The sequence below is a fragment of the Thalassomonas actiniarum genome (genome assembly GCF_000948975.2).
Taxonomy (GTDB): domain Bacteria; phylum Pseudomonadota; class Gammaproteobacteria; order Enterobacterales; family Alteromonadaceae; genus Thalassomonas; species Thalassomonas actiniarum.
On the sequence record NZ_CP059735.1, the window covers coordinates 212,753 to 229,248 of the forward strand.

21 protein-coding genes are annotated in these 16,496 nt (G+C 45.1%); 11 read left to right on the forward strand and 10 right to left on the reverse strand.

Annotation, left to right across the window (positions count from 1 at the left end; translation table 11 throughout):
- Nucleotides 1-32: 32 nt before the first annotated feature.
- Nucleotides 33-1,295 carry an IS110 family RNA-guided transposase gene (locus tag SG35_RS00955; protein ID WP_044836286.1) on the reverse strand — a complete coding sequence of 421 codons (1,263 nt, stop codon included), beginning with the start codon at nt 1,293-1,295 and terminating at the stop codon, nt 33-35.
- Between the two features lie 319 nt (nt 1,296-1,614).
- On the opposite strand from SG35_RS00955, the gene SG35_RS00960 reads away from it, so the two are divergent.
- The 11 genes from SG35_RS00960 to SG35_RS01010 all read left to right on the forward strand — a co-directional run bounded on the left by SG35_RS00960 (nt 1,615) and on the right by SG35_RS01010 (nt 8,888).
- Nucleotides 1,615-2,007, forward strand: coding sequence for a DUF4236 domain-containing protein (locus SG35_RS00960; RefSeq protein ID WP_044833744.1), 393 nt, complete (start codon nt 1,615-1,617; stop codon nt 2,005-2,007).
- Nucleotides 2,008-2,088: 81 nt separating this feature from the next.
- Complete coding sequence (locus SG35_RS00965) at nt 2,089-2,373, forward strand: hypothetical protein (protein ID WP_044833762.1); 285 nt, start codon at nt 2,089-2,091, stop codon at nt 2,371-2,373.
- 163 nt (nt 2,374-2,536) lie between these two features.
- Complete coding sequence (locus tag SG35_RS00970; RefSeq protein ID WP_044833743.1) at nt 2,537-2,893, forward strand: VOC family protein; 357 nt, start codon at nt 2,537-2,539, stop codon at nt 2,891-2,893.
- A gap of 390 nt (nt 2,894-3,283) precedes the next feature.
- Nucleotides 3,284-3,649: a hypothetical protein gene (locus SG35_RS00975; RefSeq protein WP_044833742.1), complete on the forward strand. Its 366-nt coding sequence runs from the start codon at nt 3,284-3,286 to the stop codon at nt 3,647-3,649.
- 102 nt (nt 3,650-3,751) lie between these two features.
- The gene (locus tag SG35_RS00980; protein WP_152646676.1) at nt 3,752-4,249 is read left to right on the forward strand and encodes a hypothetical protein; all 498 of its coding nucleotides are present in this window, start codon (nt 3,752-3,754) and stop codon (nt 4,247-4,249) included.
- Nucleotides 4,250-4,610: 361 nt separating this feature from the next.
- Complete coding sequence (locus tag SG35_RS00985; RefSeq protein WP_044833740.1) at nt 4,611-5,369, forward strand: alpha/beta fold hydrolase; 759 nt, start codon at nt 4,611-4,613, stop codon at nt 5,367-5,369.
- Between the two features lie 121 nt (nt 5,370-5,490).
- Nucleotides 5,491-6,078: a GNAT family N-acetyltransferase gene (locus SG35_RS00990; protein WP_084692817.1), complete on the forward strand. Its 588-nt coding sequence runs from the start codon at nt 5,491-5,493 to the stop codon at nt 6,076-6,078.
- Between the two features lie 158 nt (nt 6,079-6,236).
- Nucleotides 6,237-6,779 carry a VOC family protein gene (locus SG35_RS00995; RefSeq protein ID WP_044833739.1) on the forward strand — a complete coding sequence of 181 codons (543 nt, stop codon included), beginning with the start codon at nt 6,237-6,239 and terminating at the stop codon, nt 6,777-6,779.
- A 166-nt stretch (nt 6,780-6,945) separates the two neighbouring features.
- Entirely contained in the window at nt 6,946-7,308 is a 363-nt protein-coding gene (locus tag SG35_RS01000) for a hypothetical protein (RefSeq protein ID WP_044833738.1), read from the forward strand.
- A gap of 193 nt (nt 7,309-7,501) precedes the next feature.
- Nucleotides 7,502-7,960 (forward strand): GNAT family N-acetyltransferase, encoded by a 459-nt coding sequence (locus tag SG35_RS01005; RefSeq protein ID WP_044833737.1) that lies wholly within the window; start codon nt 7,502-7,504, stop codon nt 7,958-7,960.
- Between the two features lie 454 nt (nt 7,961-8,414).
- Entirely contained in the window at nt 8,415-8,888 is a 474-nt protein-coding gene (locus tag SG35_RS01010; protein WP_053043153.1) for a DUF4920 domain-containing protein, read from the forward strand.
- Between the two features lie 124 nt (nt 8,889-9,012).
- Here the strand turns inward: SG35_RS01010 and SG35_RS01015 are convergent, their stop codons facing one another.
- From SG35_RS01015 to fliD, 9 genes are all read right to left on the reverse strand, one after another.
- Complete coding sequence (locus SG35_RS01015; RefSeq protein ID WP_044833735.1) at nt 9,013-9,462, reverse strand: hypothetical protein; 450 nt, start codon at nt 9,460-9,462, stop codon at nt 9,013-9,015.
- Nucleotide 9,463: 1 nt separating this feature from the next.
- Entirely contained in the window at nt 9,464-10,501 is a 1,038-nt protein-coding gene (locus SG35_RS01020; protein ID WP_044833734.1) for an OmpA family protein, read from the reverse strand.
- On the reverse strand, nt 10,501-11,358 hold the full coding sequence (gene motA / locus SG35_RS01025; protein ID WP_044833733.1) for a flagellar motor stator protein MotA: 858 nt from the start codon (nt 11,356-11,358) through the stop codon (nt 10,501-10,503). Before motA ends, SG35_RS01020 begins: the two co-directional genes overlap by 1 nt.
- A gap of 10 nt (nt 11,359-11,368) precedes the next feature.
- Nucleotides 11,369-12,085, reverse strand: a complete 717-nt coding sequence (locus tag SG35_RS01030; protein ID WP_084692816.1) for a FliA/WhiG family RNA polymerase sigma factor — start codon at nt 12,083-12,085, stop codon at nt 11,369-11,371.
- A gap of 18 nt (nt 12,086-12,103) precedes the next feature.
- Nucleotides 12,104-12,571, reverse strand: a complete 468-nt coding sequence (locus SG35_RS01035) for a flagellar basal body-associated FliL family protein (RefSeq protein WP_044833732.1) — start codon at nt 12,569-12,571, stop codon at nt 12,104-12,106.
- 60 nt (nt 12,572-12,631) lie between these two features.
- Nucleotides 12,632-14,038, reverse strand: a complete 1,407-nt coding sequence (locus tag SG35_RS01040; RefSeq protein WP_053043152.1) for a flagellar hook-length control protein FliK — start codon at nt 14,036-14,038, stop codon at nt 12,632-12,634.
- Nucleotide 14,039: 1 nt separating this feature from the next.
- Nucleotides 14,040-14,357: a hypothetical protein gene (locus tag SG35_RS01045; RefSeq protein ID WP_044833731.1), complete on the reverse strand. Its 318-nt coding sequence runs from the start codon at nt 14,355-14,357 to the stop codon at nt 14,040-14,042.
- Between the two features lie 378 nt (nt 14,358-14,735).
- On the reverse strand, nt 14,736-15,128 hold the full coding sequence (fliS, locus tag SG35_RS01050; protein WP_044833730.1) for a flagellar export chaperone FliS: 393 nt from the start codon (nt 15,126-15,128) through the stop codon (nt 14,736-14,738).
- Between the two features lie 59 nt (nt 15,129-15,187).
- Nucleotides 15,188-16,492: a flagellar filament capping protein FliD gene (gene fliD / locus SG35_RS01055; protein ID WP_044833729.1), complete on the reverse strand. Its 1,305-nt coding sequence runs from the start codon at nt 16,490-16,492 to the stop codon at nt 15,188-15,190.
- Nucleotides 16,493-16,496: the final 4 nt, after the last annotated feature.

The following is a 16,496-nucleotide window of genomic DNA, read 5'->3' on the forward strand; positions in this document are numbered from 1 at the left end:
CAACACGCCCTGAGGTGGACCACAACTAAAAATTAAGCGCCAACAGCAAACTTTAACAGCGGTGAGTCCCGTCTTTTTAAAGCTTCCAGGTACATAGATTCATTGTAAGGTGTTCGGGTTTTCCAACACCTGAATGCGATCCTTATCCATTTGAAAGCCAGTGATCTGATAATCACATTATGTGGCTTACCTTTGCTTTTTTGTTGTTCATAATAAGCTTTTGCCCAAAATGAAAAGCGTACAGATAACCCTGCCCATTCCACAAATGTCTGCCTTAAAAATTTTGGGCAACTATACCGCCAATGTACCCACTTTTGTTTACCACTGCGCTCAATAACAGGGGCAATGCCTGCATATTTTTGAAGTGCCGATGCATCAGTATATCGGTCACGTTTTGTGCCAAATGCAGCAAGTAAGCGAGGGGCTAATTGAGGCCCAGCTCCAGGGAAACTATCAAAAATAACCCTATCCTTTTGCTTTTTATAACGTTGCTTTATTTCACTGTCCAGCTGTTCAATCCCTTTAATCAGTACTTTGAGTTGGGGTATTAAAATCTCAATCAAGATCTTATTAGGTTCAATAACTCCCAGATCATCGGTTAGCGTAGTCGCCTTTTTTATTAACGAAATTCTAGTTGCATTTACTTCCGGGTATCGGGAATTATGTTGATTGAAGAAAGTCTGTAAGGACTGTTTTTTAGCTTTCTTTGCCTGCATCAATGATGGCCATTTCTTGATAAAGTCACAAAAAATAATCGTGTCTTTTTCAGAAAACCACTCAAGTACCTGTGGATAATAGTTTTTTAGTGTTGCTGTAATTTTATTTGTTAAATCGACACGGTCTTGCACTATCTTTCGACGATACTCCACAAGTTGTGACAATGCTCTGATTTCTGCTGATTCTGGCTGAATTACCGTTAATTTATCCATGTGAAGCGCCAAGATTTCAGCCTGTAAATAAGCATCTGAAGGGTCGTCTTTGGCTCCACTAGGTGTAAATGCTTGCCGATATTTGGCGACGCTAGAAGGGTTGAGAGGAAATATCGTAAGATGAGAATACTTGCTCAAAGCATTAATGAGTGGTCCTTTTTGAAGTTCACAAGCGATGGCAACTTGCTTGTTTGGATAACGTATTTTTAGGTTCATAGCCCAATTATCAATGGATTCTGGCTTACTCGAAACAACGGAATGAAGGTACTTTTTAGAACCGGTAGGGTTCTCGCAGATATCATGTTTTTGATCTGCCCAATCAATTCCAATTAAAGCAGCGAAATCATCGACAGTAGGGGCTTTCATTTCTAACCTCCTCGGCGTAAAGTAACTACTGGAATATGCTGAAAACTCGTTTCTCGCAGGTCTTATAGATAGTCGGTGCAACGAAAATCCCTGAGTATGCGTTTTGAAACAAGTCACTTCTGTTGGCTCGAACGTCTTGTTATGAACATAGTCTGTTCGCGCCTCACTATTCGTAGCCAACAGAAGCATGTTCCACCCATTTAAGGAAAAGGTAAATCTATAAATAAATGAAACGGTCAAACTATAAGGCGCGTCAATCGGATTCCATAAGCTATTGTGCTTTGCGTTAAGTGGTTATCAGGTAATGGAGTACTAGGTTATGTTTAAAAAGAAAAGAAGTATTAAATTGGGAAAAGGTGTAAAACTCAATTTAGGAAAAAAGGGCATATCAAGCCTTTCTGTAGGCGGCAAAGGCTTAACGATGAACTTTGGCTCAAAAGGAGTTAAAACTACGGCGAATATAAGAGGCACTGGAATTTCTCAGTCTGCAACGTTCTTTGGTAATAAAAACCAACAAGCGCCTACGGCACAACAAAATGACGATGGCTCACAAAGAAATGTAGGCATCTTATTGGGTATAGGAACATTAATTTTTCCATATATTTTTGCTTGGTTATTACTCCGTTCTGGTTATAGTACTTCTTCAAGGGTAATTAGCTTTGCATGGATGGCATTTTTAATTTATTCAATGCTCACAGGCAAAACCACTTAACAAAGCCATCAATTTTACCGCCTTACGCTGCGCTTCAGGCAGAAAATTATGGCGGCGTTATATTTCACGGAGAACTCAAGCATGGGTGAACAAAAAGTAGTTTATTCCTTCGCATGGTTTCAACCTGATGAGTGGTATCGTTTAAAGGAAGTCGTAGACGATCCATCCACACTTGATGATACTTATGAAGAGTGGCGTCGAAATGCTGAAAAGGCCATAAGTGAGTTCAGAGCAAATGGTCAGCAAGTGAAGAAAATATCAATTAAAATTAGCGAACTGCTAGCTTGGTGTGAATCTAAAAATGTTAAACCAGATAGCAAAGCTAGATCAGAATACGCAGCTTTTGTTGCACAGCAGCGAAGTTAATAAAATATAACAAGTAAGCCAGCGGATTCGTAAATTCACTGCTGCTTCGAGTGTTAAGCGATAGTGCCATTCAATATATGTTAGCTCTCATAACTTTCCTGACATACTCTGTCAGGAGGGTAAAGATATAATCGCTCTTTTATTCGGTAAGAGATATTGAATTATGAAAATGAATTATTTTGTTGTTGGGACAAACAACATGGAAGCTGCGACTAAATTCTATGATTCACTTTTTGAAGAAATTGGGCTTAACAAAGTTGTGCCGACAGAAAGAATGGCGTATTGGCTGGGTGAGGATTTTGCATTTGCAGTAGCCATACCTTTTGATGAGAATCCAGCAACAAATGGGAATGGTACTATGGTTGGTTTTAGCGTCGGAACTGCCGAAGAAGTAAAAAGGCTTCATAAGAAAGCTATTGAATTGGGCGGCGCCTGTGAAGGCGAGCCAAATCAACGTGGACCTCGTTTTTCCGCGTATGTTAGAGATTTAGATAAAAATAAAATATGTTTTTCTGATTAAAGCGCTTAACAAGAAAAGTCAGCGGATTCGTACCTAACCGCTGCTTTTAGCGTTATATGCCAGAGTTACCCACAACTAGTGTCAGATAATAGATGAAAAGAAATGACTATGAGGCCTTATGCCAGAAATGGGAAAAAGATACGGGTAAATAATCGTAAGAAGTTTGCTTCAACTAGAGGCAAGGTGTCATGGGAATATAGTCCACGGGAGTGCCCTAGAAAAATTAGTCCGTTATCGTTGATGCTTAAACGCTGTGAGCGTATTGAAAAGCAAGGGTTAACAAAAAAACAACGAAACAAATATGCAGATGCAATGCTTTAAATATATAACAAGCAAAATCACTCGAAGCAATTTTCTGTTGCTTCGGAAGTTATCTTCAATGGAGTCTCGATGTACAGAGTATTATTTTTATCTATCATAGCCCTGTCGTTTAGTGTTGTAGCTGAACAACAAGATATTGTTAAAGTCGTAAAGGCCTGCCAAAATTCTATTAATTCTGGGAATTCAAAGGCTGCGTTAAAGCACTTTTTGCCCTCTAAGCGTGAAGAAATGGCAGGGACAGGTGGCGAAGTACTTGTCTCTTTATTCACCGATTTAAAGCTGGATTCATCTTCGATAAAGCAGAGTTGCAATCAAACTGAGTGTAAAGTATATGTTGATGCTCTCAAAGCTGGTCAAAATCAAAAAGTTGTTTATACATTAGTTAAGCATGAGAATGCTTTTTATATTTCTAACATTCAGGCCAAAAGCACATAAGCAAGTGCAGCCAGCAGGAATTTATTAGTCAGCCGCTTCGCGTCTAAACAGTTAATAAAATCCTCTGCTGCAAGCGTTAGCCATCAGTCGAGGTATCGTATTATGAGTTCAGAAACGTTACAAGTAACAACTATGCTAGCTACTAGTTTGGCGGCTCTTGCGGCGATATTATCTGGTTTATGTGCTTTTTTTAGCTATAAGTTAGCGCGTAAAATCCAAAATGAAATGAAATCAGACGAACGCATAATCTTAGGCGCGCCAATACATCCAGAGCTAAAAAAATTGAAACATGAGCGATGTGTACTGATGTGTGCTCTATTTAACAAATCCAAAAGAAAAGCATTTATCAATTCAGTTGAAGCTTTTGATCGCCAAGGAACAATATTGGATGTTACATGGGCAGGTGAAATTGATCACATAGGTATGCCTCAGAATCCATCTCAATTAGTTGGTGTCGTTGATTCAGCAAATATATATGTTCGCTGTACTGATGGTAAAGAGGTTGAATATATGGAGCTGCGGGTAAGCCATTCATTTTCAGACAAGCCTTGCGTGATTATTTATGATCCTTCATTGGATTGGGTTAACAATGATGGCTAACAAGAAGATAAATCACAATTCCGTAAACTGTCACATTTTTGAAAAAACAAAAAAGTGTGTCAACTTACTCTACATATTATGCTGGCGTTAGCTGTAAGCAGTCGCATGAATGTCTCTGTATTTAACTATGTTTGATGATGTCATTGAATTGACAAGTATTAGCGGTACCATCCGTTTAACAGATAACAATATTCTGGTTGTTCATAATAAAAAACGGTTCTGGTGGTTATGATGCTATTTATACTGACTACTGCAAGCTTTGTGAGCAAATTAACGAACAGTTATAACATGTGCAGCCAACAGATTCGCTATGCTCTCTGTTGCAAGCGTTAGCCTTCTGCGGTAATCGAGCCATAAAAGTATGAAACAACTGGAGTATTTATTGGTTGGTGAAGGTGATACAACCATAGTTTTTCTCAATGGTTTTCGCATGCCTTTCAGTAGCTGGGATAAGGTTTATAGCGAAATTTCTGAACAGTATAAGGTGGTGCTTTATAACCGCCATGGCATAGGAAAGTCTAAAAAAGCGAACGTAGAACAGGATGGTAATGCTGTTGTTGAGGATTTACGCTTATTACTGAATCAGCTTGAATTGAAACCCCCGTTCATTGTTGTCGGTCATTCACTCGGTGGCATCTATGCCAATTTGTATGCCCGAAAGTATACGGACGAGGTTGCTGCACTGGTATTGGTTGATTCGCCATATCCCGATGAATTAATAGAACAAGAGTCGATTAAACCAGCCTCCATTTTTAATTTTTTGAATCATTCTCTTAAGTCCGTCGAAAAATTTTTTGACAGATATAAATACTCTGAGGAAGAAGAAATTGCCAGGACGTTAGCCCAGCTACGAAAACTAGCGCCATTGCCGGATATACCGGTTGCGGTGGTTTCCGGCGTTAAGAAGATGCCTTTTATAGCTGAAAAAGCACATGCTCTACATCTGCAATATCAAAAAGAGCTAGCCAGGATGTCTTCGCAAACAAGGCAATATGAGTGTTTTAACAGTGGGCATTTTCCTCAAGTCACCGAACCAGGAGTGGTCGTTAAGGCAATATTCGAGACATTAAACATAGCTAACAAATCAACTCAGCCGATCGTTAAGGCAGGGCTTGGTTGAGGCGTTTATCAGAGGTTGTAAAATGGAAAGTGCAAAAATTAACAACATGAGTTTTTGGCAGCCTGCTGCATTTTGGTGAGCGAATGTTTCGGCTTTAATTAATCTGTTATTGATAGCTGTTATGATTCAAGTTCAAAGGTCTGTCATCAGCCACCGGGGTTTTACTGCTTTTGATATTCAAGCTATTGAAATAAAAATAAAGATAAAAACCTTTGGAGGTTTTGTGCAAATTAATGAAACAACAAGAAGTGATTTCGAAGCGTTCTGGCCAGTTTTTAAGGAAGTTGTTCAAGCACAGGAAACTTATGCATTTGATCCCGATATAGAATTTGAATCTGCGTATAACTTATGGTGTTTGTCTCCGGAAAAATCTTATGTAATAAAGGAAAAGGGTTTAATACTCGGTTCATATTACATCAAGCCAAATGCGTCTGGTCCAGGCAAGCATATCTCTAACTGCGGTTATATGGTGGCTGCTAAAAGTCGCGGCAAAGGTGTTGCTCGAAAGTTATGTTTGCATTCACAGCAAGTGGCAATCGAACTTGGTTATACGGCAATGCAGTTTAACTCAGTTGTTTCCTCAAATGAGGTTGCGGTTCAGTTGTGGAAGAAGCTAGGTTATAAAATTATTGGTACTATCCCCAATGCTTATAAACACCGGCGCCTGGGGTTTGTTGACTCTTTTATCATGCATAAGCAACTTACATAACAATGCCGGCAAGCAATGCAAAATTGCGTGTCTGTTGCTGGCGTTGCTATCACGCCTCACTTCAAGTAAAAACATCAATAAAAAATTACGGCAATGCCACAGGTATCGCAAACATTATTTCATCGTATAATCATCGAACAAATGGAAGTAGTAGCTAAATGAATTTTCCCAATATGCTTTTAAGCCATGTTGAATTGTATGTTCAAGACATTGTTCAAATGGAGCAGTTCTATACACAAACCTTAGGTTTTATTGTTACCGACAGGGGGGAGGGTAAAAACGGTATGGTTTTTTTAAGCCGGAGCCCGCACGAGCATCATCAAATTGTTTTAAATCCCGTGGCATCACATCGAACATTTGAAAGTCCGGTCGATCATATTTCTTTCCGGGTTGAATCCCTTGCTGAGCTGAGAATATTTAATGCATCTTTAGCGGCAATTGCTGAAATGAAATTTCAAACCGTGTCCCATGGTACTACCTGGTCTATTTATTTTAGAGACCCTGAAAATAACCGGTTTGAGATTTTTACCGATACACCCTGGTATGTAAATCAGCCGTGTAAATTTCCGGTAGATTTTACGCTTGCAGATGAAGAGTTAATCAAATTTACAGAGAACAAGATTAAAGCGTTGCCGGGTTTCGCTTTAGCAAGCGACTGGAATAAAACACATAAAAGCAGCCTGGCCGCTTTGAAAAAATAACCCCATTAGCAGGTTAAACGGGCGTAGCAGTTTGACAGGTCGGTGCCAGGTGGTATCCCTCTGATGAAAATGATGACATTTGCGGTGCGGCCATGTGCTGTAGCGGCATCAGGAGAAATAGCTCCCCGGCAATGGTCTGGCGATCAACAGGGGCTTAGGAGTCAAAGTGAAGTTTAAGCTTGCCAGTATTGTCCTTGCGATATTTTCCTTGTTGGCTATTGGTGTGGTCGCCTTCTCTGGTATGGAAAATAACCCCTTGGTTAATATCTTTTCTTATCTGGTCGTTTTTATCTTAATCCCTGCGTATGGCGCCTATGGTGCCTGGTATAAGCGGCGAACGGCTTTGTTTGTGGCTTTAATGGTTTTTGCCTGCCAAAGTATCAGGGAAGTGGGCGGTGACAGCTGGTTTCCGTATTTTTCTCCGTTCTCACTGGCGATTCCTTTTGGTGACTTTTCAGATGGCCAAGGTTATCTGGTTGACTGTTTTGCTATTGTGATGGCAATGTCTTTGGCAGCTGGTTGTTCCTGAAAAACAATAACGCCGGGCAGATACCTGTTTACCTTATTTCATCAGGTTTTATATGGCAAATTAAGCGCCTGTACAGCCTGGGGCGGGCGTGCATTTGACGAGCAAAAAAACGCTTCGTTAAAGGAGGTTTTTGGCTATTTTACAAGCCGGTAAAATGGTATAATTATCCTATTATTCAATAGGATGTATGGTTATGAAATTAGTTGAACCTCAGCAAGAACATTTACTGAAAATAATGAGTTGGTTTTCCAGCGAACAGGAACTTAATCTGTGGTCCGGACCCAATTTCAGGTATCCCTACAACCTGTCTTCGTTTACTGAAGATCTTAAACTCGACCAGCTACATTCATTCTCTCTGGTAACGGCTGAGAATGAATTTTGTGCTTTCGGCCAATATTATCTCAGGCTGGGCAAATGCCACCTGGGCAGGTTAATTGTCAACCCTGAGTCCCGGGGCCAAGGCATAGCATCACAGCTGATGCACCGGCTTTGCGATGCAGGTCTTGCGCAGCTGAAGGTAAAAGCATGCTCCCTGTTTGTGCTGGCGGATAATGAAAAAGCGATAAAAGCATATGAAAAGTTTGGCTTTGCGTTTACAGATTACCCCGAAGAAATCACACTTGAAAACTGTTTATATATGGTTAAGCCGTAAAAAAACTGTGCATAGCCAAGCTTTTATTGCCGGGTTTGTGCGTTTACAGCATAAATAACCTGAACTCGGGATAAGCAGCACTTGCTCAATGTTCCCCTTTTTCCGATTCTCTGCGTTAAAACCTTTATCAATAGCGCGCTATTGATAAAGGTTTTGCCTTGATAATCGAAAAATTGAAACATTGATTGAGCCAATAGCAATATCAGCGTTGTTGAAATTTCAGTGTTTACAAGCAAGTTGTTGATTTTGCTAAAACATCAAGCGCTCATTATCCCGAGTCCAGGTTAAATAAATATCAGGCTATTGAAATCAGCAATTGTATTTTGTTATAAGTTTTATCGGCTGTGTAAATAGAATGCGTATATGAGGAGCTTTGCCGGTGCCGTTAGAATTTTGTGGTTGTCGGGCTTTGCGGGTGAAGTAGGTGATGGTCATTTTAATAAGGAATTTAACATTGAAATTATTTGCGTTTAAAAAGCGTCTTGTCCTGCTTATGTTGTTGGCAAGCTGGCAGGGACAGGCCGGGGAGGCGACATTCGGCAGCGGAGCCGACATGGACAAGCTGGTGGAGGTTTCCACTTTATTGGCAAGTCCGGAAAAGTATCAAAACGAAGCAAGCACGATTTCAGGTAAAGTAGTTAAAGTATGTAAAAAACGCGGTTGCTGGATGGATCTGGCGACAGATAAAAAGTATCAAACCTTAACCATTAAAGTGCCGGACGGGAAAATGGTGTTTCCGATGAGTGCTGTCGGGAAAACGGCCTACGCCACAGGTACTTTGTCGGAACGTAAGCTGGATGTAGCACAAACCAGGGAATATCTGGCGCACAGGGCACAAGAGAATCAAACCAGGTTTGATCCGGCTTCCGTGTCTGAAGGCATGACGGTATACCGTTTTTCACCGCAGGGCGTAACCCTGTCTGATTAACCAAAGTCGTTTTGCTCATTAAGCTTGATAGCGCCTATGCCCATTTTTAATGGGCGCTATTGTGAACCAAGCCCGGATAGCCGTTCCTTATTATTAGCAACTCCCTAAAAATAAGGGGCTAGCGTTAAACCGACTCTTTTTCTGTGCTTTGTTCTGTTTTCTTATGCAGTTCAGTGACTTTATTTTGTCCCTTTTCTTCGTCGCGGGCGCGGTAGGCCACCTTGCTGTAAGATTTTAGCAGCGGCATCACTTTTTTATATTCCTTTTCGCTCCAGCTGGCGCCGTAGAAATTCAGCTTGTCGTTCACCTGAAAGTAATGCTCTTTCTTGCAGGAAATTTTCAGGCCGTTGGGCAGCTGCATGATCAGTGAAGCATCCAGTTCGTGCTGGGTAATAAAGCCGACACCGCCGATACTGATGTCTTTGATAATGGCCTGTGCCTGGAAAATATCGAAGAACAGGATACGCCGGTATATTTTTACCGGGACGCCCGAGGTCTGGTATACCAGCGGCACTTCACCCGACTGGAAATGCCAGCGATAATATTTGCGGTTGATGTCTTTACCAATATCCATATCAGTTACTTGTCTCATCCAGTAAAATTTGTGAACGTAATACCGGCCGGTTTGCCCTGGCATCTTCGAAGGCATTGTTGATGACATTGCCTGAGGCTGCATCCGGGGCCTGGGTGTCGGCGTCAGCCGGTGCCTGGTTAAACAGCAGGCTCAGCGCCTGCTCTGCCTGTTCGGTCAGCAATAATAACTCAATTCTGCGGTTGATGCTGGATTTCGGCTGCGCCTTGTCAATCAGCATAGTATCCGACATGGCCACCACCTGGGCGACCCTTTGTTTGGGCATACCGCCGATTTCCAGCATTTGTCTGGCCTGTAATGCCCGCTGGCTCGATAATTCCCAGTTGGTGAAGGCGGCGTTATGGAACTGGGCGGAATCGGTATGGCCGGAAATCATCACCCGGTTGTCTATCTGGGCAAATATTGGGGCCAGTGAGCGTAACACATCCTGGAAAAACGGTGTCATCATGGCGCTGCCGCGTGTAAACATTTTATTGTCGTCGTCATCGCGCAGCAAAATACGCAGGCCCTGGGGCACGACTTCTACTTCGATATTGTCCACTGCGCTTATGCTGTCGGCGATGGCTTCGAGCTCGGAGGCCAGCAGCGCCAGTTGATCCGGGTTATTGACCTTGCCCTTAAACAGGGAATTCATTTCCGGTAAGTTGCCGTAACCATTGTCGCCTTCTTCGTTGGCGGTTTTCTGGTTGAGGGAGCGCGCGGTTTTTTGCGACTTGCGGATGGCATCGGGATCGAGACGGTTGTTGGTGTCGAGCACGGAAAAATCTTCGCCGAAATCGATCGGGTGCGGGCTGTTGCTCAAGTCAAACGGGTTGTTTTTGCCGTCGAACACCGAGTAGGTGCGCAGGCGTTCGGTAAACTCGGTTCTTTCGTCGATATTGGAGGCGGCGAGGATCCACAGCACCATAAACAGCGCCATCATCGCCAAAGTAAAATCGGCAAAGGCGACTTTCCAGGCGCCGCCGGCTTCTTTCTTTTGTTTACGCCGGTTTTGGCGTTTGATAATGATAGTTTCTGACATCAGGCGGCCTTATCGGTCAGCCACTTTTCCATCTCAATAAAGCTGGGTTTGGCTTCGCGGTCGATAAGTTTACGCCCGGCGTCTACCGCCAGGATCGGCGATTTGCCGCTGACATGGGACACCATGATGGATTTAACGCATTCCAGCAGCTTGATCTTATGGCTGACCTTAGTGGCCAGGGCATTGCTTAGCGGCTCGAACAGGCAATAACACATAAAGATACCGATAAAGGTGCCCACCAGGGCGGCGCCGACATGCAGGCCTATGGCCATTAACGGGCCGTCAAGTTTCGACATGGTGATGATAATGCCCATGACGGCTGCGAGAATACCAAAACCGGGCATGGCTTCCCCTGTGGTGTGCATGGCTTCCGAGGGTTTTAACAGGTCTTCTTCCAGGGCGATAATTTCCTGCTCCAAAATGTTTTCCAGTTCATGGGCGGTGATCTTGCCCATAGACAACATACGGAAGTTATCGGTAATAAATTGGATCAGTACCGGGTCTGAATGCACTTTAGGGTATTGCAGGAAAAAAGAGCTTTGCTGCCAGGACTCGACATGTTCATCGATTGCCTTCATGCCCTGTTTGCGTACCATCTCCAGCAGGGCATGCATCACACTGAGCAGCTCTTTCATGGTGGCGTTGCGGTCGGTTTTTTTACCGAACAGATCCGCCAGCTGGTTTTTTAAATCGATCAATACCGTTTTCGGATGGGCCAGCACCATGGCGCCCATGCCGGCGCCGAAAATAATGATCAGCTCTGCCGGTTGCCACAGGGCGATCAAACGGCCGCTGGCTAAAACGAAGCCGCCGAATACGCATATGATGATGATCCCCAGGCCAAGTAATTTTTGCATAAGTGTGTCCTTAGAGCTGCTGTGCCAGCAGAGTGTGAAGATGTTTAATCGCCAGTTTATGCAACTGGCAAACCCGGGATTCGGTGATTTTTAAGGTCAGGGCGATTTCTTTCATGTTGAGTTCATATTGGTAATATAAGGTGAGTAACAGTTGCTCTCTTTTATCCAGCAGCGCCAGGGTTTGTGCCAGCGCCTGTTTCATTTCGCCGTTGTCGGTCGTGCAATCGTAAGATAAAACATTGCTGTCTACCTGCAGCAGCTCGTCCAGGCTGTGCATTTCTTCGGCGACATTATCAAATTCCATCGCCTGTATTTGTTTGACATCCACGTCGAGGCTGGCGGCCAGTTCTTCTTCGCTCGGCTCGCGTCCCAGCTCTTTGAGCAGGTTGCGCCGGGCGCGGTTAAGTTTGTGTGCCTGTTGCCTGGCCTGGCGCGGACGCCAGTCCTGACGGCGTAATTCATCGAGAATGGCGCCGCGGATGCGTTTAAAGGCATAACCTTCAAAGACATCGTCGGGTTCGCTGCCATAGCGGCGGATAGCTTCGAGCAAGCCCATGGTGCCGATTTGGATCAGATCTTCGTACGACTGCAAGGTACTGACCTGGCTGCGCAAGTGGCTGACAGCCCTTTTCACCAGGTACAGGTATTTGATCAGCAGCTGCTCTTCTTCCTGACCGGGCAAGGTCAGATCTTCACTGTTTTCTTTCCAGGCAAGGCTCTGATTCACACGTAACTCCTACTATTGCTACTGGATCACTAACTTAGTGATCAAGACGTCGTCAACGACATCCGGGATCTGATATTTTTCCAGCACCAGCTTCAGGGACTGGTGCAACTCCTGCTGCAAACTGGCTAAGTCTTTGAGATAGCCGCGCATGGACTGGAAATTACGCTGGCTTAAATCTTTAACAAAATGGTTGCGGATCACCGGCAGAAAATGGCGGATTTGCGATAATGACGGCTCGTCGTGGGTTTCCAGGCTCACTTCCATCATCATGTAATAAATCACCTTGTCGCTTTCGACACTGATCACCAGCTTTTCCAGCGGATAATAAAGGGGGCGGTTTTGTTCGTCGGTGGGTTGCTGATTAAAGCTTTTTAAAATATCGCCGCCGAAATTTACGCCTGCATAACTGAGTCCGGCGACAATGATCAAGGTGGCTAATATGGTGATGACAATAACCTGGGTTTTACCCTGTATCTTAGATTTCAACTTATTACTACTCCGCTTTGGCTCTTTATTCGGCACTGGTTTAGGCTTTGGCTCAGGCGCTTAGGCAAGGGCATTGAGCCAGCCTGTAGTTAAAGGAACTGAGCTTTGATTTATTTCAGTGGCTTCAACATTAGTCACAGCGACCATTTCCTCTTCATTCTTAAATGCCTGATCGGAAGAATCTGAGCCGACGTTGACATCTACCGAGGAGCCGAACTGGTTTTCCAGCTCCTGGCGCAACCTGTCATTGGTTTCCTGCAGTGCCTCCCTGACCGCAGCGTTTGAGGCATTAACACTGACCGACATGCGGTCGCCCTCGATGCGCACCATCAGTTCCAGCCGGCCAAGTTCAGGCGGATCCAGGCGTATTTTCGCCTGCTTGATTTGCTGGTTGGCCTGCATTTCTATGCGGTCCTGCAAAGTATTAAACAGTTGTCTCGACCAGTTTTGCTTCTGGCTGTCGAGCTTGAGCATGGACCACTCATATTTGCCGTTAGCCGTTTGCGAACGCTCCGCCAGGGTAGTGTCCGTCGCGAGTGTGTACGTCTGGGGTTGCCCTGATGTGGATGCCAGCCCTTCAACCCGGGATGTGGCGGTAGAAAATTCTGCCATGCCCCTGTTATCAGCTATGGCTTGCCCCTGAAGCACAGAGCTCGGCACACCGTCTAATTTGTTGAGCATAGAAGTGCTATTGGCCAAACCTTTATTGCCCAGCATGCCACTTTGCTCTGTCATTAGTTGCATCTGATCACTCGAAAGCTTGCCTGTGCTGTGCAGCTCCTGCTGGCGGTAGATCAAAGATACCGCCTGGCTTGAGGCCTGGCTGGCCTGTTCCGCCTGTTTTCCGGTACCGGTCAGGGCGGCTGCCGTTGCATCCCCGGTTGCTGCCTGTGCAAGATTTTGACTTAGTTGGCCTGTGGCCGCTTCAGGCATTGTTTGCGTTTCAACTTTTGCCGAAGCAGCTGACAGCTTGTTCTCTGCCGTTAGCTGCGCCTGGGATGTTTGCAGTTGCTGCTGTGTTTGCCCGGTTTTTACTTCACTGTCGGCTAAGGTACTGATATCGGCATCAAGACCTGTAAGCTCAACGGTGTTGGTGTGGGCGACTGCCCGGCGGGCAGCTTCTTCATCAGTAAGCTGGTTATCTGCTGTTTTAACCGATACCTGCTGCTGTGTTTTATCCGCCGATAAAGCCGGTTGCGGTATGACTGTTTGCGGCTCCAGGATATTGCCGTCAGCGGTTTCTGATGCCGTTTGGGCTTGAGAAGTGTCGCTGTCCGCCAGTCTTGCCTGCTGGTTTTGTTCGCTTTTTTCTTCGGAAGGAGCAGAGGTTTGTTCCTGCTTCAGGGACGATAAGATATCCTGATAGCTTTCATCTGTGGCCGCTTCGTTGCCCTGGCGGCTGTTTGCGCTGATATCATCAGACTTTACGGTATCCCGGGCTGAGGCGTGGGTGTTAATTGGCAGCATATTATTGTTCGTCCATTTCCTGGTAAGCGAGTAAACCTTCCTTATTTTTTTGCAGGTATTTCAATGACTCTCTGATGGCGTCTCTGCCTAAGCGGCAGTCCTGCAATAATCTTTGGTGGCTTTGATATAAGGCATCCAGTTCGGTTTTCAGCGCGTTGCGTAGTTCGGGTTTATCGATTAACTGGGATAATAATTGTGTTACTTTTTGATCGAGCTCAGCCACCCTGTTGATCTGAAAATCATTGGCGGCAACAACCATGGCTTTGGTTAATAAGGTAATATTTTTTCTCATTGATAAAACAAGTTTGTTTTTGTCCATGACACCTGACTTTACGCAAAGTTATAACGACCGGATTAAATGTTCTGACAATATTGCAAGCAATGAGCCAATTAAAACATCGTTTTAAATCAGTCGCTTATTGTATTGTGTGCTGGTGGGGAGGAAGTTGGATTTCCGCTTGCGGAAGCGGGTTTGATACCGGGAAAAGCCAGCTAATATATGTGAGGTCAGCCGCCGTCACTTGATGATTTTCAGGCAAAAAAAAACCGGAGAATCTCCGGTGCCGAACTATTGAGGCTAAGAAAAGATGATGATTTAGGGAGTCAACATCAAATTGCTTGTTACTTCTCGTTCTTCATGCATTGATATCAGGCTGGCGTTATGCTGCCAGCCTTAGGTGATAAACAGGGGGTGGTGTTAAGCGGCGTCTCTGCCCATTTGCTGCCAGCCCAGTTTGAGATTTTCCATCACGGTGAAGACCGATGCCAGTTGCTCGGTTTCGTTGCTGATGCTGACCTTATACAGGGTCAGGGCACAAAACTCATAAAGATTGTGCAGGTTGTCCGCCACTTCGCCGCCTTGTTCCATATCCAGGGCGGAATCCAGTCCGGCGAGTATATCCATGCATTTGCTGATCGAGCGGCCTTTGTGTTCGAAACGTTGCGCCTGGATATGGCCCTGGGCGCGCTCGAGTTCATCGAGAAAACCTTCAATCAGCATCACCACTAATTTATGGGGATCAGCCGTTGCCGCCTGGGCTTCGTTGGAGGTTTCCTGGTAGGCATCTAAACCTGAATTAAAGTCGTACATAGTGGATCCTTAGTTTCCTTATTTCGGGAAAGTATATTCCTGTCTTTTCAGCCTGAAAGTTAGCTGGTGGTGCTAACGCTAAATAAACTGGAAGTTGCCTGCATCTGGGACTCGAGCTCATTCATGCGGGTAAACTGCATCAGGTAGCGCTGGTAGGTGCTTTCCATGCGTAAGTTTAATTGCTCGGTTTTATCATTGATGCGCTCAATTTCATCGTTTAAGGTTGAGACCTTGTCATCAAAAATACCGCTGGACTTGCTGTAGGGCGCTATTTTTTCCGCCAACTGGGTTACCAGACCGTCACTGGCCAGCAGCATAGTATCGAGTATGGTCGGATCGGCATCCAGGGCATCTGACAATTCACTGGTATCTAATGATAATTTTCCGTAGCGGTCAAATTCCAGGCCCAGATCACTTAAGTAAGTGCCGCTGGGCAAGTCAAAGAAAGCATTTCTGAGCTGGGTACTTAAAGTTCGGGCGGTAGCGTCGCCGGAGAGTGCGACATAACTGTCGTCGTCCGATAGCGTCGTGCCTTTGATTTCATCGATAATACCGTTATAGGCATCCACCAGCGACTGCAGATTATTGCTGATACTGTCGTCGTCGCGGTTCACCGTTAAGGTGACCGGGTTGCCGGCATTGGTCTGGGTCAGCTCTAAGGTGAGATTGTCGACCACATCTGCAACTTTATTGGTGCTGGAGACGATATCTATGCCGCTGAATTTAAATTCGGCATCCTGGGCCGCGGTGAGTTGTGTTCTGCCGGTAATGGCGGTATCCAGCTCGCTATATTCGGTGCCGCTGCCGCCGCTCAGGGTCATGTTGATGGTATTGGCGGCGCCGGTTTGTTCGCTGTTAAGCACCAGTTTTACATTGGAGCCGGTACGGATAATGGCCGCCTGTACCCCGGGGTTATCGGCGGCGCTGTTAATGGCATCGCGCAGTTCAACCAGGGTAGCACCGGCTGGTAAGCTACTTAAATCCAGATCCATGCTGGTACCGGCCAAATCTATATTTAAGTTACCGCTTGTCGGCGCTACCCAGGTTTCACTGGCAAAATCCAGCCCGACCCTATGGGCCTGGGCAAGCTTGGATACTTCTACCGTATAGCTGGCGGCGGTGGCGCCGTCACTGGTGCTGGCGGTGAAATATCCGTCCTGGCTTAAACTTGTGGTGGTGGCGTTGAGGTTTTTGCTGTCGGCCAAGGTGGTTAGTATGCTGTCAAAGGCACTGACTTTAGTGTCCAGCGACTGATAGGCGGTAATTTTATTCTGGGCAAGTGTTTGCTGTATTTGGTATTGCCGATCTAAACCAGAGCGCTCGGCGCTGACCAGTTGAGAAGCAAAAGAAGCCGCATCTATCATAAAA